Source organism: Nocardia sp. NPDC055321 (assembly GCF_053645575.1).
In genome coordinates, this window is the sequence record NZ_JBSHMS010000001.1 from 81,570 (window position 1) to 104,551 (window position 22,982).

General features: G+C 71.1%; 21 protein-coding genes. 12 read left to right on the forward strand and 9 right to left on the reverse strand.

All coding sequences use genetic code 11. The annotated features are described in order from the left end of the window. The first annotated feature begins 96 nt into the window (after nt 1-96). Together ACWIGI_RS00385 and ACWIGI_RS00390 are read left to right on the forward strand one after the other, a co-directional pair. Nucleotides 97-693, forward strand: a complete 597-nt coding sequence (locus ACWIGI_RS00385) for a hypothetical protein (protein WP_454200158.1) — start codon at nt 97-99, stop codon at nt 691-693. Between the two features lie 137 nt (nt 694-830). Next, nucleotides 831-2,390 (forward strand): FAD-binding oxidoreductase, encoded by a 1,560-nt coding sequence (locus tag ACWIGI_RS00390; RefSeq protein ID WP_454200159.1) that lies wholly within the window; start codon nt 831-833, stop codon nt 2,388-2,390. A 16-nt stretch (nt 2,391-2,406) separates the two neighbouring features. Here ACWIGI_RS00390 and ACWIGI_RS00395 read toward each other — a convergent pair whose 3' ends face one another. Further along, nucleotides 2,407-3,237: a cyclase family protein gene (locus ACWIGI_RS00395; protein WP_454200160.1), complete on the reverse strand. Its 831-nt coding sequence runs from the start codon at nt 3,235-3,237 to the stop codon at nt 2,407-2,409. 133 nt (nt 3,238-3,370) lie between these two features. After that, nucleotides 3,371-3,928 carry a phenolic acid decarboxylase gene (locus ACWIGI_RS00400; protein WP_454200161.1) on the reverse strand — a complete coding sequence of 186 codons (558 nt, stop codon included), beginning with the start codon at nt 3,926-3,928 and terminating at the stop codon, nt 3,371-3,373. Nucleotides 3,929-4,186: 258 nt separating this feature from the next. On the opposite strand from ACWIGI_RS00400, the gene ACWIGI_RS00405 reads away from it, so the two are divergent. From ACWIGI_RS00405 to ACWIGI_RS00415, 3 genes are read left to right on the forward strand one after another with little or no spacing between them, the layout of a single operon-like run. After that, nucleotides 4,187-5,692 carry an alpha/beta fold hydrolase gene (locus ACWIGI_RS00405; protein WP_454200162.1) on the forward strand — a complete coding sequence of 502 codons (1,506 nt, stop codon included), beginning with the start codon at nt 4,187-4,189 and terminating at the stop codon, nt 5,690-5,692. Nucleotides 5,693-5,738: 46 nt separating this feature from the next. Beyond that, nucleotides 5,739-6,428 (forward strand): response regulator transcription factor, encoded by a 690-nt coding sequence (locus ACWIGI_RS00410; RefSeq protein WP_454200163.1) that lies wholly within the window; start codon nt 5,739-5,741, stop codon nt 6,426-6,428. Next, the gene (locus ACWIGI_RS00415) at nt 6,428-7,732 is read left to right on the forward strand and encodes a HAMP domain-containing sensor histidine kinase (RefSeq protein ID WP_454200164.1); all 1,305 of its coding nucleotides are present in this window, start codon (nt 6,428-6,430) and stop codon (nt 7,730-7,732) included. The genes ACWIGI_RS00410 and ACWIGI_RS00415 overlap by 1 nt, the downstream gene beginning before the upstream one ends. Here the strand turns inward: ACWIGI_RS00415 and ACWIGI_RS00420 are convergent. The 5 genes from ACWIGI_RS00420 to ACWIGI_RS00440 form a co-directional block, all read right to left on the reverse strand. After that, nucleotides 7,684-8,547 (reverse strand): MmyB family transcriptional regulator, encoded by an 864-nt coding sequence (locus ACWIGI_RS00420; protein WP_454200165.1) that lies wholly within the window; start codon nt 8,545-8,547, stop codon nt 7,684-7,686. The genes ACWIGI_RS00415 and ACWIGI_RS00420 overlap by 49 nt on opposite strands. Before the next feature lie 159 nt (nt 8,548-8,706). Continuing rightward, the gene (locus tag ACWIGI_RS00425; RefSeq protein ID WP_454200166.1) at nt 8,707-9,555 is read right to left on the reverse strand and encodes an NAD(P)H-binding protein; all 849 of its coding nucleotides are present in this window, start codon (nt 9,553-9,555) and stop codon (nt 8,707-8,709) included. A gap of 5 nt (nt 9,556-9,560) precedes the next feature. Then, the gene (locus ACWIGI_RS00430; protein ID WP_454200580.1) at nt 9,561-10,565 is read right to left on the reverse strand and encodes a saccharopine dehydrogenase NADP-binding domain-containing protein; all 1,005 of its coding nucleotides are present in this window, start codon (nt 10,563-10,565) and stop codon (nt 9,561-9,563) included. 102 nt (nt 10,566-10,667) lie between these two features. After that, the gene (locus tag ACWIGI_RS00435) at nt 10,668-11,810 is read right to left on the reverse strand and encodes a transcription termination factor Rho, short form (RefSeq protein ID WP_454200167.1); all 1,143 of its coding nucleotides are present in this window, start codon (nt 11,808-11,810) and stop codon (nt 10,668-10,670) included. A gap of 330 nt (nt 11,811-12,140) precedes the next feature. After that, complete coding sequence (locus ACWIGI_RS00440) at nt 12,141-13,748, reverse strand: lipase family protein (RefSeq protein ID WP_454200168.1); 1,608 nt, start codon at nt 13,746-13,748, stop codon at nt 12,141-12,143. A gap of 202 nt (nt 13,749-13,950) precedes the next feature. Here ACWIGI_RS00440 and ACWIGI_RS00445 point away from each other — a divergent pair, with 202 nt between their 5' ends. Then, complete coding sequence (locus tag ACWIGI_RS00445) at nt 13,951-14,721, forward strand: methyltransferase domain-containing protein (protein WP_454200169.1); 771 nt, start codon at nt 13,951-13,953, stop codon at nt 14,719-14,721. Nucleotides 14,722-14,817: 96 nt separating this feature from the next. Then, nucleotides 14,818-16,524, forward strand: coding sequence for a dihydroxy-acid dehydratase (gene ilvD / locus ACWIGI_RS00450; RefSeq protein ID WP_454200170.1), 1,707 nt, complete (start codon nt 14,818-14,820; stop codon nt 16,522-16,524). A 3-nt stretch (nt 16,525-16,527) separates the two neighbouring features. Here ilvD and ACWIGI_RS00455 read toward each other — a convergent pair whose 3' ends face one another. Next, on the reverse strand, nt 16,528-17,496 hold the full coding sequence (locus ACWIGI_RS00455) for an alpha/beta fold hydrolase (protein ID WP_454200171.1): 969 nt from the start codon (nt 17,494-17,496) through the stop codon (nt 16,528-16,530). Between the two features lie 162 nt (nt 17,497-17,658). Between ACWIGI_RS00455 and ACWIGI_RS00460 the strand changes: the two genes are divergently transcribed. The 5 genes from ACWIGI_RS00460 (at nt 17,659) to ACWIGI_RS00480 (ending at nt 21,490) form a co-directional block, all read left to right on the forward strand. Next, nucleotides 17,659-18,213 carry a TetR/AcrR family transcriptional regulator gene (locus ACWIGI_RS00460; protein WP_454200172.1) on the forward strand — a complete coding sequence of 185 codons (555 nt, stop codon included), beginning with the start codon at nt 17,659-17,661 and terminating at the stop codon, nt 18,211-18,213. Nucleotides 18,214-18,295: 82 nt separating this feature from the next. Beyond that, the gene (locus ACWIGI_RS00465; protein ID WP_454200173.1) at nt 18,296-20,029 is read left to right on the forward strand and encodes an alpha/beta fold hydrolase; all 1,734 of its coding nucleotides are present in this window, start codon (nt 18,296-18,298) and stop codon (nt 20,027-20,029) included. 94 nt (nt 20,030-20,123) lie between these two features. After that, nucleotides 20,124-20,570, forward strand: a complete 447-nt coding sequence (locus ACWIGI_RS00470; protein ID WP_454200174.1) for a MerR family transcriptional regulator — start codon at nt 20,124-20,126, stop codon at nt 20,568-20,570. Continuing rightward, nucleotides 20,567-20,899, forward strand: coding sequence for a thioredoxin (gene trxA / locus ACWIGI_RS00475; RefSeq protein WP_454200175.1), 333 nt, complete (start codon nt 20,567-20,569; stop codon nt 20,897-20,899). The genes ACWIGI_RS00470 and trxA overlap by 4 nt, the downstream gene beginning before the upstream one ends. A 123-nt stretch (nt 20,900-21,022) precedes the next feature. Beyond that, nucleotides 21,023-21,490: a serine hydrolase gene (locus ACWIGI_RS00480; protein WP_454200176.1), complete on the forward strand. Its 468-nt coding sequence runs from the start codon at nt 21,023-21,025 to the stop codon at nt 21,488-21,490. Here ACWIGI_RS00480 and ACWIGI_RS00485 read toward each other — a convergent pair. Next, a complete protein-coding gene (locus ACWIGI_RS00485; RefSeq protein ID WP_454200581.1) occupies nt 21,426-22,862 on the reverse strand; it encodes a TerD family protein in 1,437 nt (478 codons plus the stop codon). The genes ACWIGI_RS00480 and ACWIGI_RS00485 overlap by 65 nt on opposite strands. Nucleotides 22,863-22,982: the final 120 nt, after the last annotated feature.

Below are 22,982 nucleotides of genomic sequence, written 5' to 3' on the forward strand. Positions count from 1 at the left end.
CCGATACCCGTGGTGTCGCGATCCTCCTAGCCTCGGCGTCGGGTCGGTGGGTGAGCCGCTGTGGCGGCAGGAGGAGAGTGAGTTCGAATGAGGCGGATGGGGAGTCGGCCGCGCGCCGCGCTCGGCCTGCTGGTGGCGGTGCTGGCACTGATCGTGGTGCTGTCGGGATGCACGACCAAGGAATCCGGGTCCGGCGCGGCGGCGTCGAGTACGCCCGCGGCCACCTCGGTCTCGGTGACGAAGACGACCGCACCGGCGAGTTCGGCTGCGGTGCAGGACAATCCGGGAGGTGCGGGGTACCGGGCGGACCCCGCCGCGCCGGAGTCGTCGTACTACCACTCGCCCGAGGCGCCCGCGCCCGGCGGCGAACAACCGGGTACCGACACCTGCGGCGCGACCTACTGCGGCCCGCTCGGCACCGACAATTGCGGCGGCGAGGTCGTGTGCGGCGTCCCCGCGGAGAAGTGCACGGACCGCAACGACTACACCGGCGACGTGCGGTCGAACGAGGAGATCAACAGCATCGGTGAGCGGGACGGGCGGTGCCCCGCCATCCTGCGCGCCACGACCACCTCGCAGCTCCCGGCCACCACGACGGCGCCCACGACATCGCCCGCCGTGACGACGACGGTGGCGACCACCGAGGCCCCGCCCGCGACGACCGTTCCGGCGACGACCGCGGCGGCCGGCTAGGCGTCCGCGCGGGTCGCGGGCGGCGGCGCGCCGCCACCCACCGCGCGGCAACCCGACCGACTTGTCCGTTTCGCGTATATTCGCGGGGCACTTACTGTTTACTTCGGCGAGTTAAGTGAACCGTATCGGGGAGTCTCGTGCCGCTGTCTCGTCGTAGCCTCTTCGCCGCCTCCGCGCTCGGTACCGCGGCCGGCGTACTCGGACTCCCGGCCGCGCGAGCCGCCGAACCCGGAGTCGTCGGCCCGGGCGACCCCGACTACGCGGCGCTCACCCAGCGCGGATACAACCGCCGCTTCACCGCGCGCCCGCAGCGGATCTTCGTGCCCGCCGACGCCGACGGGGTGCGCGCGGCCGTCGAGCGATCGGTGCACGAGGGCCTGCGCACGGTGGTGCGTTCGGGCGGGCACGGGTTCGACGACTTCGTGGACAACGCCGACACCCGCTCAATCATCGATCTGCAGCGCCTGACCGCCGTCGACTGGGATGCCGAACACCGGGCGTTCTCGGTCGCGGCCGGGGCCGATCTGGGAGCGGTGTACGACAGGCTGCTCGGCTCGGGCGTGACCGTGCCCGCCGGCATCTGCAAGGGCGTCGGCGCGGGCGGCCACATCGGCGGCGGCGGTTACGGCCCGCTGTCGCGGCGCTTCGGGCTGGTGGCCGATCACCTGTACGGCGTGGAGCTCGTGACGGTCGGCGCGGACGGCCGGGCGAGTACGGTCCTGGCCACCAGGGAGGGCCCGAACGCCGACCTGTGGTGGGCCCACACCGGCGGTGGCGGCGGCAATTTCGGTGTGGTGACCCGGTACCTGCTGCGCTCGGCCGATTCCGACGGCTCCGATCCGGCCCGCGCGCTGCCCGCCGCGCCCGGCGCGCTGCTGAGCACGCGCGTGGTTCTGCCGCTGGCGACCGAGGACTCGTTCGTGCGCTTCGTCGGCAACTACATCGCCTTCTTCGAACAGCACGGCGCACCCGATGATCCCTTCGCCGGGCTGTACGCGCCGCTGCACCTCAAGCCCGGCATCACCGGCTCGGACATCCTGATCCTGCTGGACGCGGACCGCCCCGGCGCGCAGGAGCGGTTCGACGAATTCGTGGCCGCGATCTCCGCGGGCGTGACCCCGCCGCCGCTCGTGCTGCCGCCCGGTCGCGGCTCGTACGCGGACACCCTGTCGAACGTCTACTACCCCAAGGGCATGCCGGGTTTCCGGGTCAAGGTCAAATCCGGGTATCTGCGCCGGGCGTACTCGGCCGACCAGCTGCGCGTGCTGTACCGCTACCTGACCGATATCCGCTTCCTCGGCGAATCACAGGTGGAATTCCTGCCTTTCGGCGGCGCGGTCAACGCCGTCGCGCCCGATGCGACGGCGTCCGCCGAACGCGGCTCCTTCCTGAAGATGCTCATTCACGCGGCCTGGCGCAATCCCGCCGACGACGAGCGCTTCGTCACCTGGGCGCGGGAGATGTACCGCGAGGTGTACGCCGCGACCGGCGGCGTGCCGGTGCCGAACGAGGCGCAGGGCGGCAGCTACATCAACTACCCCGACGCGGATCTGGCCGACCCGCAATGGAATACGTCCGGGGTGCCCTGGCATTCGTGCTACTACGGCGCCAATTACGAACGGCTGCGGGCGATCAAGGCCACCTGGGACCCGGGAACCGTGTTCCGGCACGCGCTTTCGCTCGACCGGCCGGGCTGAGCCGGGGCGGTTCCGCTCAGGTGAGCGCCAGGACCCGGCAGGGCCCGCCGGTGCCGCCCGCGTGTGTGGGCGCTCCGACGACCACGGTCGCGCCGGACGGCGGCACTCGATCGAGCCGCGCGAGCATTTCCACCCCGTAGCGGCCCGCCCCGAGAATCGCGGTGTGCGCGCCGTATTCGGTGCTCGCGGCGCGGTCCAGGCTCAGCGTGTCCACGCCCGCGCCGACGATATCGCGCTGTGTCACCAGGAAATCGGCGGCCTCGGGCGCGAATCCCGGTGCGTGCGGGCGTCCGCCGGCGTCCAGGTTCAGGAAGGTGCCGGGGGCGCCGAGCCGGTGCTCCCAGCCCGAATACATGGCCACGAAGGCGCGTTCGGGAATCGCGCCGTGCGCGGCCTCCCAGTCGGTGATGTCCGAGATGGTCAGTACCGCATCGGCATCGGCGGCGGCCCGCGCCGAGATGTCGATGACGACCAGCGGCGCCACCAGATCCCGCTCGGCGATCCGGTCGACCGAGATCCCGTCGCGCACCCGGTGCAGCGGCGCGTCGACGTGGGTTCCGGTGTGCTCCCACAGCACCAGCGCCTGCTGTGCGAAGCCGCCGCGATCGTGCCAGGCCACCGGGATCGCCGAGAAGGCCGGATTGCCCGGCCACACCGGCAGTTCCGCGTTCAGGACATGGGTCAGATCGACCACCGCGCCGGTCCGCTCGGGAGCGGCCGCCGCGGTGCCGGCCGGCGCCAGTGCGGCGACCGCGCCCAGGCCGGCCGCGCCGAGCCAGGCCCGCCTGCTCCAGCGCGGGGTCTCGGCGGTCTCGTGGGCTACCTGGACGATTCGAGGTGAACACATCTGAACCAGCGACTCCCGCGCGCACCCTCGGAGGAAAGGAACCATCCGCCGGCGGTGGCGATCCGGGGAGTTCTCGGGCAGAGACTACCCGTGCGGGTCCGGTCCGATCGGGTGGTCCGGCACGGTATCTCGATCAGTTCATCCGGTCGGCGTATCCCGGGGGCAGTTTGCTCGGCGGGCAGTCGATGACGGTGTCGTCGTCGGGCTCGCGGCTCTCCAGGTACGTGATGCGCCCGCTCGAGGACACCAGCGTCAGCGGATAGGTCGGGCCGCGGTCGCGATCGGCGCGGATGGCGCCGAGATTGTCCTCGTAGTGGGTCAGCGTGCTCTCGGGGTAGTCGAGCATCCACTGCGGGAAGGTGGCCGTGGTGTGCACGCGGCGTTCGCCCGGCCAGACGATGGCGACCATGGTCGACCCGGTCGGTTCCACCCACGCCAGCTTGTACTGCTCGTCGGTGTACAGCCCGTCCCGGTGCATCGCCCCGCCCAGCGACACGATCTTGGCGGACTGATTCGTCGTCCATCGGCCGAACATCGGTCCCATGAGGCAGCGGGTCGCGACGGTGTCCGCGTTGCGGATGTAGAGCTCGTACTTCCAGCCGTTCTCGTAGGCGTAGATCATGTGCTTGCCCAGGAGACCGGCCAGCAGACCGGTGCAGTCGGAGTTGGGCGCGTCGGTCCCTGCGCTCATCGAATGTCCTCTCGGTCCGCCCCGTCGGTAAGGCCGGTGTTCCGCGAATGCCGCTTCGAGTTCGGCCAAAAGCGTAGCTGCTGTCCGGGGCCGGGGGGTGTACCTGCGGTTTTCGGGTGTCGCGGGCCCGATTCGCGGGCGCGCCGGATTCTTACACGGCTTTGCCTTTCGTCTGACGTCGCTTTGCCGGTCGCCCCGCAGGATTGCGCTCATCGGCTCGGGCGGACCGAGCCGGACACGGCGGAACGGAGTGCGGACATGCGTGCGGGAATGCGTTCGATAGCGGGGATCGCCGCGACGGCGGCCATCCTGGGTGGACTGATCACCGGGTGCGGAGCGGGGGAGTCCGCGGCGCCGCGGGCCGCGACGCCCGAGTGGTGCCCCACCGTCGAGGGATATCAGGTGGACTGCGGGACCGTGGAACGGCCGCTGGTCGCCGGGCAACCGGACCTGGGCGTGATCGACGTGGGCTACGCGCGGATTCGGCACAGCCGCAGCGACATTCCGGCGGCGGGCACCCTGCTGCCCAACCCCGGCGGGCCCGGCGTGCCGATGATCGCCCACGCCGCCGAGGCCGCGATGCTGTCCGGCCTGATGATGTCCGATCACGATGTGCTGCTCATCGATCCGCGCGGCACCGGGGTCTCGAGCCCCATGGACTGCGGTGTGGACGAGGACGAATTCCAGCTGGGCACAAGGGAACAGCAGCTGGCGGCGGTGCAGCGGTGCGGGGAGAGCCTGGGGCCGAAGGCCGCCGGCTACACCTCGGCGGCGACGGTCGACGACTTCGACGCGGTGCGCGAGCGGCTCGGCATCGACCAGGTGATTCCGTACGGCATCTCCTACGGCACCTATCTGCTGCCGATCTACGCCCAGCGGCATCCCGAGCACGTGCGGTCGATGATTCTCACCGGCGCGTACCCGCACGACGCCGATCCGCTGCAGCGGCCCAACGCCGACGCGGTGTCGCTGACGCTGCGGCGCATCTGCGAGCGCAGCGGCGCCTGCGACGGGCAGACCGCCGTGGACGACCTGCGCACGGTCGCCGCGCGCCTGCGGGACCGGCCGATCACGGTGCAGGGTAAGGGCGTTGTCGTCCTGGACGAGGGCAAGCTGGGCAACCTCATTTTCGAGGCCGCGACCTCCAACGTCGGCTCCGGCCCGGAAGCCGACGCCACCCTCGGCATGCTGCCCGCCGCCCTGCACGCCGCGGCCCGCGGGGACGACGCACTGCTGAGCGAGTTCACCCGCCGCGCCACCGCGGCCCCGGGGTACGAGAACATCGGGCTCTATCTGACGGTCGCCTGCAACGACTACCGGCCGCTGTGGTCGCCCGAAGCCGCACTGCCGCAACGGGAACAGCAGTATCGCGAGGCGCTGGCCCGGATCGGCACCAACGGCGCGTTCAGCGCCGAGGGCTTCGGCGCGGCGCAGCGCGACGGCGCGGACGCGTGCATCCGCTGGCCCGGGATCACCGGCCACCAGCGGCCCGACGAGGTGCGCACCCCCATGCCCGATGTCCCGGTCCTGGTGCTCTCGGGCGACCTCGACGCGATCACGCCCGACGCCAACGGGGTGCGGGCCGCGGCCCGGTTCCCCCGCTCGACCTTCCTGTCGGTGCCCAACACCGGGCATGTGCCGGACCTCGAGCCCACGGGCTGCGTCGTGAGCATCATCGACCGGTTCGTGCGAACCGGTGCGACCGGCTCGACCGAGTGCGTGGCGGCCATCCCGCCCATCGCCGTGGTCCCGGTCACGAACTGACCGGGCGCGAGAAATGACCGAATCCGGCACCGGCCAGACTGACCGCATGGCATCCGCAACCGTCCTCGTGGTCGAGGACGACCCCAGTGTGCGCAGTACCCTCGACCAGCTGCTGCGCTTCGAGGGCTACCGGGTGGTCCTGGCCGGTGACGGCCAGGAGGCGCTCGAACTGCTCGCGGCGGACCGCCCGGACCTGGCGGTCGTGGACGTGGTCATGCCCCGGCTGGACGGACTGTCGCTGTGCCGGGCGCTGCGCCGGCGCGGCGACCGGCTCCCGATCCTGGTGCTCACCGCGCGGCATCAGGTCGGGGACCGCGTGGCCGGGCTCGACGCGGGGGCCGACGACTACCTGGCCAAGCCGTTCGACACCGAGGAACTGCTGGCGCGCCTGCGAGCGCTGTTGCGCCGCAGCGCACCCGAGGCCGAGGCGGCGCCGGAGCTGCTCACCGTCGCGGATCTGACCCTGGATCCGGCGACCCGGGAGGTGCGCCGCGGCGACCGGCTCGTCGAACTGACCCGCACCGAGTTCGACGTGCTGGAACTGCTCATGCGCAACGAGCGGATCGTGCTCACCAGAAGTCAGATCTACGAACACATCTGGGGTTTCGACTTCGACACCGAATCCCGTTCGCTCGACGTCTACATCGGCTACCTGCGGCGCAAGACCGAGCTCGACGGCGCGCCCCGGCTCATCCACACCGCGCGCAACGTCGGCTACACCATCAGGACCGCGTGATGCTGCGGACCCGGCTCACCCTGGTCGCGGTCGCGGCCAGCATCGCGGCGATCGTGGTCGCCATTGTCACCGCCTACCAGAGTGTTTCGCCGCTGGTGGCCGATCAGGTCGATCGCGGCCTGGCCGATCGGGCGGACACGGTGCTCGCGCTGCTGGACGCGGGCGCCGCGCTGCCCGTGCGCCCCGACATGACCGAGCAGCTGCTGCTGCCGGACGGCACGGTCCGCCCGCTCACCCCGGGACGAGAGGCGTTGCCGGTCAACGACTCCGACCTGGCGGTGGCGCGCGCCGGCCGGGGGATGACCGAGACCGAGGTCGTGCTGGGCGAGGTGAGCTACGGGGTGCTCACCAAGGCGAGGCCCGGGGGCGGCGGCGCGGTCATGGTCGGCCAGAACTACGCCGAGGTCGAACGGGTCGATCACGCGTTCCTCTGGCGCACGGCCTCGATCACCGCCATCGCGGTCGCGGCGGCAGCGCTTTTCAGCTGGCTGGCCATCGGCCGGATTCTGCGGCCGATGCGCCGGCTGGCCGCGGCGACCCGGCGCATCAGCACCACCCAGGATCTGTCCACGCTGCTGCCCGAGCCCGGCCGGGACGAGGTCGGCGCCCTGACCCACAGCTTCAACACGATGCTCGCGGCCCTGCGTTTCTCCCGCGCGCAACAGCATCGCCTGGTCGAGGACGCCAGCCACGAGCTGCGCACCCCGCTGACCTCGATCCGCGGCAGCGCCGAACTCCTGCAGCGCGCCCGGGGCCGGCTCGAGCCCGCGGACGAGACCCAGGTGCTGGCCACCCTGGTGCAGGAGGCCAAGGCCCTGGACGCCCTGATCGCCGAACTGGTCGACCTCGCCACCGACCGGCACACCGCCGAGGATCCGGCCCCCGTCGACCTGACCGACCTGGCACGGGAGTGCGCGCAGCGCTTCCGCCGCCGCACCGGCCGCGTCATCACCGTCACCGTCGACGATCCGGCGCCGGTCACCGCCCGCCCCCAGGCCCTGGCCCGCTGCGTCGACAACCTCCTCGACAACGCCCTGAAGTACAGCCCGCCCGAAACCCCTGTCGCCGTGCACGTCCGGAACACCACGCTCACGGTCCGCGACCACGGCCCCGGCATCCCCGCCACCGACCACCGGGCCGTCTTCGACCGCTTCTACCGTGCCGACCGCACCCGCTCGACCCCCGGCTCCGGCCTCGGCCTGGCGATCGTCCACGACATCGTCACCGCCCACGGCGGCACTGTCGCGGCCGCGAATCACCCCGCCGGCGGCGCGGAAGTGGGGTTCGAACTCCCACGCGGATAACCGGTTCCGGCACCCGATGCCCGGGGGTCGTCCGGGGGCATGGGCACGCAGGCTACGTAGCCGATCCAGCCGGGGTGGTTGGTGGAGAGGGCGCCGAGGGACTGGGAATAGTAGGTGGTGACCGTGCCGGTCGTGAGATCGCGCAGGCGGACCGGAATCTCGGAGCGGCTGAAGGAGGCTGCGCTGTGCCGCCAGAGCTCGCGGAACCGCGGGAAGTCGCCGTAGTCGGCGATGAGATCGGCGGACCAGTCCGGATTTCCGGCGGCGCCCAGGACCCCGCGCAGGCGCGAGACCGTGATCGCGGTCTCCAGCTCCCACTCGACCATGACCTGTTTGGCGATGTCGGCGCCGAAGATCCAGCGCACCCAGTTCCCGGCCTCGGTGAGACCGGGCAGCGCGGTCGCGTACGGCTCGTTGCAGGCCAGCAGATTGAGCCGGATGTCGTAGTACGCGGCGGGATTCGGGGCGAACAGGGCCAGGCCGGCGTGCATGTCCGGGGTGAGTTCGGCCCGCAGTTCGTCCGCGGACGGGGTGCGGGTCCGGGGCAGGCCCGCCAGATCGAGCAGGTTCCGCCGGTCCGCGTCCGACAGCGGCCCGGCCGTATCCAATTGGCGCACCAGCGCTTCCACCACGACGTCGGTCGGGCGGTCGCGCTGACCGCGTTCGAGCAGTGTGAGATAGCTCGCACTTACCCCGGCCGCGAAGGCCAGGCGCTCGCGCGAGATGCGCCGATCATCGCGCAACCGGCGCAGCAATTGCCCGAACGTCGGTGGCTGGGGCCGGTATTCGGGAGTCACCGCCGGTCCGACAGTCACAGCGCATCACTCCTGAACGCAACCGGCTAGTGAAGCTGGTTATCGGCTGACAGTGCATCCGTCACCCTATCGGTCGCCGCCCGCGCCGCCGCCTCCGGCGGGTTCCCGGCGTGGCTCGGTGCCGTGCGAAGTGTTGCTCAGTGCTGTGCGATGTGTGGCTCAGTGCTGTGCGAGGTACTGCCGCAGCGACACCGGCGCGCGCCCGGTGAACCGCTCGATGGTGTCGGTGACCCGGAAGAGTTCGTGCCCGGAACCGATGGCGGCGAACATCGTCCACAGGTGGGTGAGGTGTTCGACGGTGACCTCGTCGCGATAGATCGTGCGCGCCGTCGCGGCCCAGGCGCGCGGGTCGACGTCCCGGTACGGGACGCCGAAGCCGGCGGCTACCTCGCCGACGGTGCGGATGTCCCCGGCCAGCCACAGCACCGGATCCACCGGCCCCTCGGCGCGCAGCACGCCCGCCCCGACCCCGGCGACATCGGCCGCCGCGATGAGCGGCAGCACCGTGTCGGGGGAGCCCAGCGGCAGCGCCAGTTCGCCGGTATCGCCGATGGCGACCCGCAGGTTCTCGTAGAACACCGCGGCCCGCAGATGGACCGCGCCGATATCGGCCCGGTCCAGCGCCTGTTCGGCGACCCAGTGCCTGCGCATGTGCGGGGTGCCCGCGGTGGGCGCCGAGCCCAGCTGCGATACCGCGACCACCCGCTCGAGTTTCGCCTCGTGTGCGGCCGCGGCGAAAACCGCTGCCGCGTCGAGCATTCCGGCGGTGACCGGGTAGGTGAAGTACGCGCGGCGCACCCCCGCGACGGCTGGCAGCACCGCGGTGATCTCGCGGAGATCGCCGACCACGACCTCCGCCCCCAGATCCCGCAACTCGGCGACCCGGGCATCGTCGTGATGGGCGAACGCCCGGACCGGGAGCCCCGCGCTCAGCAGCGTGTGCGCGACCGTGCGCCCGGTACCGCCCTGGGAGCCGCCGCCCGCACCGGTGACCAGAATCGGATCCACGGCCCTCACACTCCTTCGGGCAGCTCGAGGGTGAACAGCTCCCGGGCGGCGAGCGCGGCGAGGAACTCCGCCCCGTCGAAAGCCTCACCGGGAGCGAGCACTCCGCTCTTGACCCCGCCCTCGGCGATCCGCACGGCCGCCTCCACCGATGCCACGGCCGCGGCCCGCCACAGGTCGCGCCCGCGCAGATGCCCGGTCGCGGAGCCGCCTGCACCGAGAACCTGTGCGGTAATGGTGAATTCGCTGCCGGCCCGCTCGTCCGGGGCGACGCCCTCGCTGGTGAACGCCTGATCCTCGGTGAAGGTGTGCGCGGTCAGCTGCGCCTCCACCGCGCGGGTGCGCACGTGCCGGGGCACGGTGACCGCCTCGGGGAACGGCACCGGCGCGATCATGGCGCGCGGGCCGACCGGCGGCGGGAACGCGAAGATCGCGTTGCGCGGTTCGACGAATCCGTATCGCGGTGCGCCGTCCTCGAATCCGATGCGATCGGTGTCGGCGAACAGCAGCCGGGCGGTCTCCACCGCGCCGTGCGTCATCATCCAGTTGTGCACCGCGTACGCCACGGTGACCCGCTCGATCTCGGGCACACGCGCGGCGACCGCGCCCGCCAGCAGATCGCCGAGGCCGCCGTAGAAGCTCACGCTCGGCAGCATGGTGATACCGGCGGCCTGCGCGCGCTCGGGGAACTCCTCGAACAGCCGGTGCACGTGATGCACCTCGACCGCGTGATCGACGTAGTGGCACCCGCCTTCGACGGCGGCGGTGGCCAGCGGCGGCCCGGTGACCGCGAACGGGCCGGCGCAGTGGACGATCACGTCGGCGGCCGCGGCGAGCGCCCGCAGGGCCTCGGGATCGTCGATCGGGGCGAGGGCCGTGCGGGCCGGGCCGAGCGCCGCCAGGGCGTCCGGGTCCCGGCCGGCGACGATGACATCTTTTCCGCGGGCGAGTAATTCGGCGGTGACCAGGCGGCCGGTGTGACCGGTGGCCCCGTAAATGGCGAAGACGGCCATGAAGATCAACTCTTTACGCTGATGGGCGAGGTGGGGACCTGCGTTCTCAGGGTAGGGGAGCCCACCGACAGGTTCGCTCGCTCAGCGTCGGCGGGCGCCCGTTCAGCGTCGCGGCGCGGTGCCGAGCTGCGCCAGGAATTCGGCGTTGGTCGGCGTCTGGCGCAGCCCCTCGAGCAGCAGCTCGATGGACTGGCCCTCCACCGCCGCGAGGGTGCGGCGCAGGACATCGGTGGCCGCGAGTTCGCCCGGGGCGAGCAGCAATTCGTCCTTGCGGGTGCTGGACTGGCCGATGTCGACGGCGGGGTAGACGCGCCGGTTGGCGATGCCGCGATCGAGTTTGAGTTCGGCGTTGCCGGTGCTCTTGTACTCCTCGAAGATGACCGTGTCCGCGACCGATCCGGTCTCCACGAGAGCGGTAGCGATGATGGTCAGCGAGCCGCCGCCGTCGAAATTGCGTGCGGCGCCGAGGAATCGCTTGGGCAGGGTCAGCGCACCGGCGTCGACGCCGCCGGAGAGCACCCGTCCGGAGGACGGCGCGCCCAGGTTGTACGCGCGGGCCAGGCGGGTCAGCGAGTCGAGCAGCACCACCACGTCGCGGCCGGTCTCGGCCAGGCGCTTGGCGTGCTCGATGGCCAACTCGGCCATGATCACCTGCTCTTTCGGGGTGCGGTCGAAGGTGGCCGCGGCGACCGTGGCCGGGACCGACCGCGCGAGATCGGTGACCTCTTCGGGCCTTTCGCCGACCAGGACCAGCATGAGTTCGCACTCGGGGTGGTTCTTGGCGATGCCGTGCGCGATGGCCCGCAGCACGGAGGTCTTGCCCGCCTTGGGCGGTGCGACGATCAGCGCGCGCTGTCCTTTGCCGATGGGCATGACGAGATCGGTTACGCGCGTGATCATTTCGTGCGGCTCGGTCTCGAGTCGCAGTCGCTGATTCGGGTGAATGGGCACCAGGTCCGCGAACGCCGGCCGGTGCGCGGCCCGCTCGGGCGGCTGGCCGTTGACGGTCGAGACCCGCACGAGCTGATCGTGCTTGGCGTTGCCGCGGGGCGGCGCCGCGAGCCCGGTGACGACATCGCCACGGCGCAGGTGGTTCTCGCGCACCTGCCGGTTCGAGACGTGGATGTCGCCGGGATCGGGGAGGTAGCCCTCGACGCGCAGCGACGCGTGATTGTCGGTGATGTCGAGAATCCCGGCGACGGTGCGCCCGTTCTCGACACTCTGCTGAGAGATGTTGTCGTTCATGATGTTTCCCTACGTGTCGGGGTGCGGCGGAGCGCGGAACCGGGGTACGGCGCGGCGACGCGAGATGAGAGACGGCCCGTACGGCGATGCGCGCCGGGGGCATGTGGGTCGTCGCGGTAGCCGCGAGGACCGGGATCGTACGAATGGATTCGTGGAATCCGGGAGAAGGAAATCCGACCGTCTACGGGAGGTGAAACCTGCGACCGTGATAATCAGACACCGCCACGGTACCCGACGCGGCGCGGATCACGCAACCATGAGCCCGATCACAGCCGCTCACCGCGCGGAACGCGGCGGGGCGAAACCGGCTCGGGCCGTGGGGCCGACCGCTCAGAACCGCCCGAAGAGCCACGCTCCGGGCTCGTCCGCGGACGGATTGAGGCAGAACCGCCGGATGGCCGTGATGAGCTCCGCGGTCGTGATCGTGCCCGAGCCGTCGATGTCGAGCCGATCGAAGAGGGCGGCGGCTTCGGCCGGGGTCTGCTCGCAGCCGATCAGCAGCCCGATCAGCTCGTCGCGGTCGAGCACCCCGTTGCGGTCGGCGTCGGCCAGATCGATGACCGCCTGGGCAAGCGGCGCGATCTCGCGATCGAAATCGTCGTCGTCCGAATGATTTTCGAGCCAGGCCCGGAATTCATCCGGGCTGATCCGCCCGTCCTGGTTGGTATCGGCCCGCCCGCGCATCGAGTGCCACAGCGCGCGGTAACCGGCGCGCACCGCCGCGGCCCGCCGCGAGCCGGGCGCCTCGCCGTACGCCTGGACCAGCCGCAGCCCGAAGGCCTCGTAGTCGTCGGCGGTGAGGTAGCCGTCACCGGTGATGTCGAGCAGGTTGAAACCGCTTCGGACGCCGAAGGTTTCCGCGACCGTGTGCGGTGCGGCCGCCATCTGCGTGCTCGCCCAGGCGAGCATCTGCGCGGTGGCGGCGGACAGCATGCGCGTGTGATCGGCCCCGGTACAGGTCACGAATTCCAGGCAGGTGCCCGCACGTCGCAGTTCCGCGGCGAACTGCTCCACCACCGCCATGGGCAGCACCGCGTCCTCGGTGCCGGCGGCCAGCAGGACGGGGCGGTCGAAGCGGGCGGTGGGCACCCGGCAGGCGTGCAGCATCGCGTCCAGGCCGGGGCGGCCGGTCAGGCCGGTGGTGCCGATGTCCTGATTGGTGAGAACCGCTACGGCGTAATGGATGTCGCGCACCGGCGCGGTTTCGGCGAGCGCGATGAGCCGCTGCCCGAGGCCGGTCATGAAGTCCTGGGTGGCGAGCCCGCGGGTGGTGCGCAGCCCCGCCAGCAGGTACGGCAGGAACAGGGTGACGGGTGTGGAATCGGCCGCGGTCTGCAGGCCCACGATCATCGGCACCTCGACCGGCGGCGCCAGCGCCACCGTGCCCCGGAAGTCCAGTTCCGGAGCGTATTTCGTGGCCATGAGTCCGGTGAACAGGGCGGCGTGCCCGCCCTGGGAGAACCCGACCGCCAGCCAGCGCGGGCTCAGCGGGTGCCCGAGCTGCCCGGCCGCGCGCACGATGTCGACCACGTCGTCCGCGACCGCCTCGCCGTTGAAGTACGGGTGCGGGCCGGGGGAGGCCAGGCCCTCGTAATCGGTGACGGTGACGAAGTATCCGGCTTCGAGCCAGGCCGACACGTGGCGGCTCTCGGGCCGGGACAGTCCCGCGACCGAGGGCGCTGTGCCGTCGGACAGTCCGGTGGTGCCGTGCGCGTAGCCGATGACGGGCCAGCCGCCGTCGGGCGCCGCGCCCACGGGCGCGAACACCGACCCGGACATGACGCGCCCGGTGCCGTCGTAGCCGACGCCCCGGTACCAGACCCGGTATCCGGCGGCGGTGTGCGCGGGCCACATGCGGGGCGGGAGTTCTTCGCTGCGGACCAGCGTCCCGGGGCGGTGGGCGGTACCGGCATCGACCGGATCAACCGTCAGCGTCATCGTCCGCTCCGTCCCGTGGCAGGTTCTGGTGAACTCCGAGGTCGCGCGATCGTGCAGGGGAATTCTAGATCCCGGCTCCGGCTCCGAGTGGCAAGATTCTCCAGCTCTCTTCCGCTCCGGCCGCTCGGGCTATACTGTCTCAGACAATAATTCTGACAGATGGCAGGTATCGGACGATCCGATACGGATCGAGGAGCCCGGCTTGGCCAGGAAACACGTTCGCGAACGATCGCCGCGGGAGCTGCTGTCGGATCTGCTCGACCCCGGCCGGGTGCCCGCGCACATCGGCGACGACGCCGGGTACCTGGATCTCTTGGCCGCGCAGGGGTCGGCCAAGAGATCCATGGCCCAGGTCGCCATGGAGAACCCGGTGCTCGCGCGGATCTACGAGAGCCTGTGGCGGCCGATGTTCACCCGGGCCTTCAGCTTCGGCGGCCCCGGCACCAAGCGGTACACCGACCGGATCCTGGCCGAGCTCGCCCCGGCCGGTGCGGGCCTGGTGCTCGACGTGGCCTGCGGCCCGGGGCTGCACACCCGCAAATTCGCCGCGCGGCTCGGCCCGGACGGGCTGGCCGTCGGTCTCGACGTCTCCGCGCCCATGCTGACCCAGGCCGTGCGCGACTCCGGCGCCGAGCGGGTCGCCTTCCTGCGCGCGGACGCGCACTCGATTCCCTTCGCGGACAAGACCTTCGACTCGGTGAGCTGCCTGGCGGCGCTGTACCTGATTCCCGCGCCGCACGCGGTGATCGACGAGATGATCCGCGTGCTCCGGCCCGGCGGGAAGCTGGCGATCTTCACCACCGTGGACGAGAAACTGACCCGCATACCGCTCGTGAAACCCGTGCTCGCGCGGTCGAGCGGTATTCACATCTTCGGTCGGGACGAGATCACCGCGCGGCTGCGCCGGGCGGGCTGCACCGAGGTGAACCAATTCGTCAGCGGGCAGGGACAATTCGTCGTCGCCACCCGATGATCGGCCCGGCGCGCGGGGGAGCGCGGCCGACCGGCCGGTGACGCGCGAAACGGAGATTCGCCGGAATTCGGACCCGCTCGAGGGATGATCGGCACCGTGTCCAATGATTCGAGCGGCCCCGACATCAAGCCCCGCAGTCGTGACGTCACCGACGGACTGGAGAAGACCGCCGCCCGCGGCATGCTGCGCGCGGTCGGCATGGGCGATGCCGACTGGGGCAAATCGCAGATCGGGGTGGCGTCCTCGTGGAACGAGATCACACCCTGCAACCTCTCGCTGGACCGCCTGGCCACCGCCAGCAAGGAGGGCGTGTTCAGCGCCGGCGGCTTCCCCATGCAGTTCGGCACCATCTCGGTGTCCGACGGCATCTCCATGGGCCACGAGGGCATGCACTTCTCTCTGGTGTCGCGCGAGGTGATCGCCGACAGCGTGGAAACGGTCATGCAGGCCGAACGCCTCGACGGTTCGGTCCTGCTCGCGGGCTGCGACAAATCCCTGCCCGGGATGCTCATGGCCGCGGCCAGGCTGAATCTGGCGAGCGTGTTCCTGTACGCGGGCTCGATCCTGCCCGGCATCGCGAAGATGACCGACGGCAGCGAGCGCGAGGTGACCATCATCGACGCCTTCGAGGCGGTCGGGGCGTGCTCGCGCGGCCTCATGAGCCGCGCGGACGTCGACGCCATCGAACGTGCCATCTGTCCCGGTGAGGGCGCGTGCGGCGGCATGTACACCGCCAACACCATGGCCAGCGCGGCCGAGGCCATGGGCATGTCGCTGCCCGGCAGCGCCGCGCCGCCGGCCACCGACCGGCGCCGGGACGGCTATGCCCGGCGCAGCGGCGAGGCGGTCGTGGAGCTGCTGCGCCGCGGCATCACCACCGCCGACATCCTGACCAAGGAGGCGTTCGAGAACGCCATCGCCGTGGTGATGGCGTTCGGCGGTTCCACCAACGCGGTGCTGCATCTGCTGGCCATCGCGCACGACGCGAACGTCGACCTGACCCTGGACGACTTCGCCCGGGTCGGACGGCGGGTGCCGCACCTGGCCGATGTGAAACCGTTCGGCAAGCACGTGATGACCGACGTGGATCGCATCGGCGGCGTGCCCGTCATGATGAAGGCGCTGCTGGATGCCGGTCTGCTGCACGGGGATTGCCTCACCGTGACCGGGCGCACCGTGGCGCAGAACCTGGCCGACATCGCGCCGCCGGATCCGGACGGCAAGGTGGTGCGGGCGATGAACTCCCCGATTCACCCGACCGGCGGCATCACGATCCTGCACGGCTCGCTCGCGCCCGGCGGCGCGGTGGTCAAGTCGGCGGGCTTCGATTCCGACGTATTCACCGGCACCGCACGGGTTTTCGATCGCGAGCGGGCCGCCATGGACGCGCTCGAGGACGGCACCATCACCGCGGGCGACGTGGTCGTGATCCGCTACGAGGGCCCCAAGGGCGGCCCGGGTATGCGGGAGATGCTCGCCATCACCGCCGCGATCAAGGGCGCGGGCCTGGGCAAGGACGTGCTGCTGCTGACCGACGGCCGTTTCTCCGGCGGCACCACCGGCCTGTGCGTCGGGCATGTCGCCCCGGAGGCGGTCGACGCCGGTCCCATCGCCTTCGTGCGCGACGGCGACCCGATCCGGCTGGACGTCGGTGCGGGCACCCTCGATCTCCTGGTCGACAAGGAGGAACTCGACCGGCGCGCCGAGGGCTGGAATCCGTTGCCGCCCCGCTACACCCGGGGTGTGCTGTCCAAGTACGCCAGGCTGGTCGGCTCGGCGTCCTACGGCGCGGTCTGCGACTGAGGTTCAGGCGACGAGGGCGAGGCGGGCGCGCGCCGGACGGGCGGAGCCGATCGGGGCGGGCCCGCCGGCGCGGGTCAGCAGCCGCGTCAGCGCCTCGGCGACCCGGGCGGGCTGTTCGAGGATCACCGAGTGGCCCGCGCCCGGGATGAGCACCAGGTCCGAATAGTCGACCGCGGCGGCCATGGCGACCGAGTGCGACGGCGGGGTCATCGGATCCGCCGAGCCGCACAGCACCAGGGTCGGGATGTGCGACAGGGCGGCCAGCACGTGGGTCCGGTCGTAGTGGGTGAAGGCGCGCAGGAAGCTCGCCATGGTGACCACCGAGGTCTCGTTGTGCATGGCGTTCGCCAGGCTCAGCAGTCGCGGGCCCACCGCGCGCCCGTCGGCGGCGCCGCGCACGATCGGCGCGAAAACCTTGCGCGCCAGCTGCTTCGCGTACTGCATGGGGTGCGGGGCCCAGCGCACGGCCGCTTGGAACAGGGTGATGAGCGGGTGTCGGAGCAGGGTGCCGAAGCCGGTTTCGGTCAGCCCGTTCGCGGCGGTCGCGATGAGCGCGACGCCGGTGACGCGGTCGCCGATCTCGGCGGTGTGGTGGCTCAGGTAGGTCAGTACCGTCATGCCGCCCATGGAATGGCCGACCAGGACGACGGGCCCGGTGGGCGCGACGGTGTCGAGCACGGTGCCCAGGTCGGCGGCGAGCTGCTCGAGGGTGTAGGTGCGATGGGCGGCCGCACCCGAGGCGCCGTGCCCGCGATGGTCGTAGCAGACCACCCGGGCTCCCGCGTACTGCCGCAGCAGCGCGTCGCGCACCCGGGTCCAGGTCTCGGCGCGCTGGCAGTGCCCGTGCAGCAGGACGACCGTGAGGTCGGCGTCCGCCGGGCCGTACTCGCGCACCGACAGTTCCACCCCGTCCGCGGTCGAGACCGGGACACGACGTTCCGCCGTCGGGGCGATCGTGCTGGACTTCGACATCGGATTCTCCGGTCTGCTCGGTGGTGTCTCCACTGTCTCCCGAATTCGCGGCTCGCTCGAGTGGCCCGAGTGGTGGGGTGTGGACTCCGAGGGGGTGGAGAATTCACACCCAGGGGTGGAGCCCGGTTGCCAGAATATGATGACCGGTCTACTGTTTCGGGCATGGGAACGAAGGGCGCCGAGACTCGAACGCGGCTCTTGGCGGCGGCGCGCTCGCTCGTCGAATCGCACGGCTACTACGGAACCGGGCTCAATCAGATCCTGGAAGTCAGTGGCGCGCCGCGTGGTTCGCTGTACTTCCACTTTCCCGGCGGGAAGGACCAGATCGTCTCCGAGGCCATCGCGGAGTCGGCTGCCGAGATCTCTGCGGTCATCGGGACGGCCGAGGCTCCCGACGCCCGGGCCTACCTGGAGGTGCTGGTCGAGCTGCTCGGGGACCGCCTGGAATCCTCGGGCTGGATCGCGGGCTGCCCGGTCGCGGGTGTGGCCCTGGACGCGCCGCCCGCCGACGGCACCGTGCAGCGGTCCTGCTCGGCGGCGTACGCGGAATGGGAGAGTCTGCTGCGCGCCCGGCTGACCGCGTACGGGCATCCCGAACCCGAGCGCCTCGCGACCGCCGCGCTCGCGCTCATGGAGGGCGGGCTGATCCTGAGTCGCGCCCATCGCGATCGGGGGCCCCTGCGCCGGATCGCGGACACCCTCGAATCCCTCGTCTGACCGCGCTCGATCCCGGCCGCCGACGCGCGGCCGATTTCTTCACCGCTGAATATGTAAATCGGTCTACTGAAAAGAGAACGCCATGGCACACGCCGACTCCATCGTCTTCGGCGCCGCCGGATTCATCGGCCGCTCGCTGGTCGCCGAACTGCTGCGGGACGGTCACACCGTCGTGGCCGCAGTCCGGGCCGGCGGGCACGATCGCCTCGTCGGCTGGCTCGACGATCAGGGCGTCGACCGTGGTGGTCTGATCGTCGCCACGGCGGACATCACCGCGCTGAATCTCGGTCTCGCCGTGGGCTTCGACGGCATCCGCGACGTCTACAACACCGCCGCGCTGATGAAGTTCGGGCTCGACGCCGAACGGGCGCAACGGGTCAACCTCACCGGCGCGCTGGAGGTGGCGCGCTGGGCGAGCGCGCAGCCGGGGTTGCGCCGCCTCGTCCATATCAGCGGGTATCGGGTGACCGCCGAGGGCGGTACCGTGGCCGACTATCGCGCGGGCGCGTACGAGGCGTCGAAGACCGAGGCGGACAAGGCTTTACGGGAGCTGGCCCGCGAACTGGGCGTGCCGCTGACCGTGGCGAACCCGGCGTCGGTGCTCGGTCCCGGGCAGTACTTCGGACTCTCCGACCTCGTCGACCAGCTGTGGCGTGGGCGGCTGCCCGCGCTGCCCGGCCGGCGCGACTCCTTCGTGCCGATCGTCGGAATCGACTATGTGGCACGGTTTCTGGCGCGGGTGGCGACCCTGCCCGAGACGGCGGACCGGGCCTACACCCTCCTGGACCCGGCCACCCCCGACCTGCCCGATCTGATCCGCCTGATCGCCGAGCACCTGGGCGTGCCCGCGCCGCGCCTGAGCGTCCCGGTCCCGGTGCTGCGGGCCCTGCCGCGGGCGCTGACCGGTGCCGAACCGGAGTCCCTCGGCTTCATCTCCGGCGATCGCTACGACACGAGCGCCGCCGACGCGGTGGCCCGCACCCTCGGGATCGAGCACCGGCCGTTCGCGGACGTCCTGCGCGCCTGGGCGGACGGGGTGGTCGCCACCCGCAACGGCACGATCCCCGAACGCCCCGCGTCCGGGTTCCGGGCCGGAACCTGGGTGTCGGGCGACGTCGTCGAGCCCGAGTATGTTCTCCTGCACGGTCTTCCGCTCGACAGCGACTCGTGGGACGAGGCGGCGAAAGCGCTTGCCGTGCCCACGCTCTCGGCCGACCTGCCCGGATTCGGCCGCTCTGCTCCGCGCCCCGGCATCCCCGGCGCCCTGGGTGACTGGCTCGACGAGCTCATGGCCCCGGTTCGCACCCGCCCGGTCCTGGTCGGACATTCCCTCGGTACGGCGGCGGCCGTGGAGTTCGCCGAGCGCCATCCCGAGCGGGTCTCCCGCCTGGTCCTGATCTCCCCGTTCTTCCTCCAGGAACGCGCACCCTGGACTGTGCGCAACCCCCTGACGACCCAGGTTCTCGCGCGCCTGTCCGCCCCGAAACTCGCAGCGCGCCTGGGCATCCCGAACGGTCCGGCGGCGGCGAGCGCCCACGCGGCCCTGCGCCGCCCCGGCGCGGCCGCCCGCGTGGTGTCCGCCCTGTCGACGGTCAGCGCCCCGACCTACCGCGCCGATCTGGCGGCCCGCCTGTCCCGCTTGCGCGTTCCGGTCCTGATCGTCCACGGCGCGGACGACCCCCTGCGCGTCCCCACCGCGCACCCGGTCGTGACCGTCCCGGGCGCGGGCCACAATCCCCACCTCACCCACCCGGAGTTGATCGCCGGGCTACTGGCAGACCCCGTCGCCGGCGGCCGGGTTTCCCGAACAGCCTGAAGCCCGCTGTATCACCGGATTCTGGGGCTTGCCTTGACGTCGGCGTCAATGTTTAGCATCGGATCTCGAGCATCACACGCAGGAGGAACAGGCTATGCGAATAGGCGAGTTGGCCAGGCGCGCAGCCACCACGACCCGCGCGCTGCGCTACTACGAGTCGCGCGGTCTGCTGTCCGCCGAGCGTGATGACGCCGGTTACCGGGTGTACGGCGAGCACGATCTTCACGTGCTGCGGCAGATCCGGACCCTGCAGGACATCGGGTTCGATCTCGAGGAGATCCGCCCCTTCGTGGACTGCCTGCGCGAGGGCAATCCCACGGGGGACTCGTGTCCGGCATCGTCCGAGGTCTACCGCAACAAGCTCGCCGAGATCGAGGAATGCATCGCACAGCTCGAGGGCGTGCGGAACTGGATTCGCGAACAGCTCACCCGGAACGATTCCGACGCCACCGACCGTGGCGAACAGCCGAGGTGCGAATGGGAGCCGCCCGGCGTCCATACCGCGCGCTCGGCCCTATTCACCAGGAGAGCAGTGCTATGACCACCACCGACGCGGTCGTTCCGGTGACGGACGCCGACTTCACGGCCGAGGTCCTCGAGTCCGACCTGCCGGTCCTCGTCGACTTCTTCGCCCAACAGTGCGGTCCCTGCCGCATGCTCATCCCCGTGCTCGAGGAGGTCGCGGCCGAAGAGGCCGGGCGAATCAGGATCGTGAAGGTCGACGTGGGTGCGAACCCCGACATTCAAGCCACCTACGGCATCATGTCCACGCCCACGCTCATGGTGTTCCGGGACGGGCAGCCGGTGAAGACGATGGTCGGCGCGCGCGCCAAGCGCCGCCTGCTCTCGGATCTGGCCGGCGTGATCTGACCGGCCGCGGTCCGGGAGCGGGGAGGCGCTGCCTCGCTCCCGGGCCGCCTTCCGGAAATCTCAGGGTGGATGTGGGACCTGGGGGCGATGTGCGCCCCGGGGCGCCCGTGTGAGTCTGCCGGTATGACTTCCATGCCGAGGACGCTGCGGGCGGCGGCGGGTGCACTGGCGGTGGCCTGCGCGCTGACCGCCTGCGGAACGAGCACGGATTCCGAAGCGCCGCAGATACTCTCCGATTCCGCCCGGGCCGAGGTGCGGCGCGCGCTCGACGCGGTGATCGCCGCCGGCACCACCGCTGTGCAGGTCGTGGTCACCGAGGACGGCCGGGACTGGCAGGCCACCGCGGGAGTCGGCGACGTGGGCACGGGCGCGGGCTTTCCCGAGGACGCCCGGGTCCGAGCCGGCAGCAACACCAAGGCCTTCGCCGCGACCGTGATCATGCAGCTGGTGACGGCGGGTTCGGTGCACCTGGACGCGCCCGCCTTCGCGGGCGCGGCGGGTGCGCTGGTCTCCACCGGTGGCGAACTCAGTCCTTACCGCGCCCGGCCCGAATGTCGAAGGCCCAGTTGTAGCGGCGCACGATCTCGGTGATGCCGCCGCCGGGCTGCCCGTGCGGCGGGCGGATGAAGGTGCACTCGCGCCGGACGACCAACTCGCCGTTGATGTTCTCGATGATCGCGAGCACCGCGTCCCGGGAATCGTCGACGCAGCCGTCGAGGGTCATCTCGATCGGCACGCTGTTGACCGGGTACAGCGTCGCGGTCGCCTGCACGCCGCGGAAATCGCGGGCGCCCTCGTACAGCGAGGTGAAGATCAGGATGCGGCGGAAGAACCGGGTGAAATCGAGGTTGATGTCGAGGTTCTCACCGGTGGCGCTGGAACCCGTGCGGTCGTCCTGGTCCAGCCGGATGAACGGCGGATTCTGCAGATCGCCGAACCTGCGGTCCAGGGCGCGTACCGAGCCGATCGACCCGTTCGCCAGCTCGTAGAAGCAGCACAGGTCCAGGTCCAGGTTGCTGGCCTTGCGCCCGAACAGACCGGTGCCACGGCTGGTGGTCCAGTTCAGGTTCATCCGCATCGTGCCGCCGGTCGCACCGGACTTGGTCAGCGAGACGGTCGGTGCTTCCTTGGTCAGCGAGATCTTGGACAGGTTGACCGGTGCGCCCTGCTGCTGTGGAGGCGGCGGGGGCGCGTATCCCTGCTGGGGCGACGGCGCGTACTGCTGCTGCTGTGGCGGCGGCGGGGGCGCGTACTGCTGTTGCGCCGGTTGGGTATACGGCTGCGGCGGTGGCGGTGCGTACTGCTGCTGCTGAGGTGGCGGCGGCGGTGCGTACTGCTGCTGGGACGGCCCGGTGTACGGCGGGGCATACGGAGGCTGCGGCGGCGGGGGCGTGAAGGGCTGCGGCGCCGGCGGCGGCGGGCTGAAGGGCGGCGGCGCGGGCGCGGGCTCGCTGTCGACGGAGATGCCGAAATCGGTTGCCAGCCCCTCCAACCCGGTGTTGTAGCCCTGCCCGACCGCGCGGAACTTCCAGCTGCCCTGGCGGCGATACAGCTCGCCCAGCACGAAGGCGGTCTCGGTGGTGGCGTCGGCGCTGGCGAATCGCGCCAGTTCGGCGCCATTGGCCGCGTCCAGCACCCGGACCTGGAGACCTTGGAATTGGCGGAAGGTGCCACCGGTCGCGGAGGCCGCGATCACGATGGTCTCGATCTGCGGTTCGACCTGGGACAGGTTCACCGACAACACATCCAGCACGGTGGGCCCGTGCTGTTTACCTTCGTGCCGCACCGCGCCGGAGGGATGCACCGGCTGGTTGTAGAACACGAAGTCGTTGTCGGAACGGACCTTTCCGCTGACCAGCAGCAGCGCGGACGCGTCCGCGTCGGGCACACCCTGCCCGCCTTGCCAGCCCAACTCGATCCGAACCGCCCCCGCCGACACCGGAACGTTGGCGCCCTTCATCATCGACACACCTGCCAACCTATACGACGCCGCCGCGAGTGCCGAGCCCAACCATCCAATTTCGCGGCAGGGCCATCGCGCGCATCCCTCGGACCCGATCCCGGGCGGCGATTCGCGGGCGGG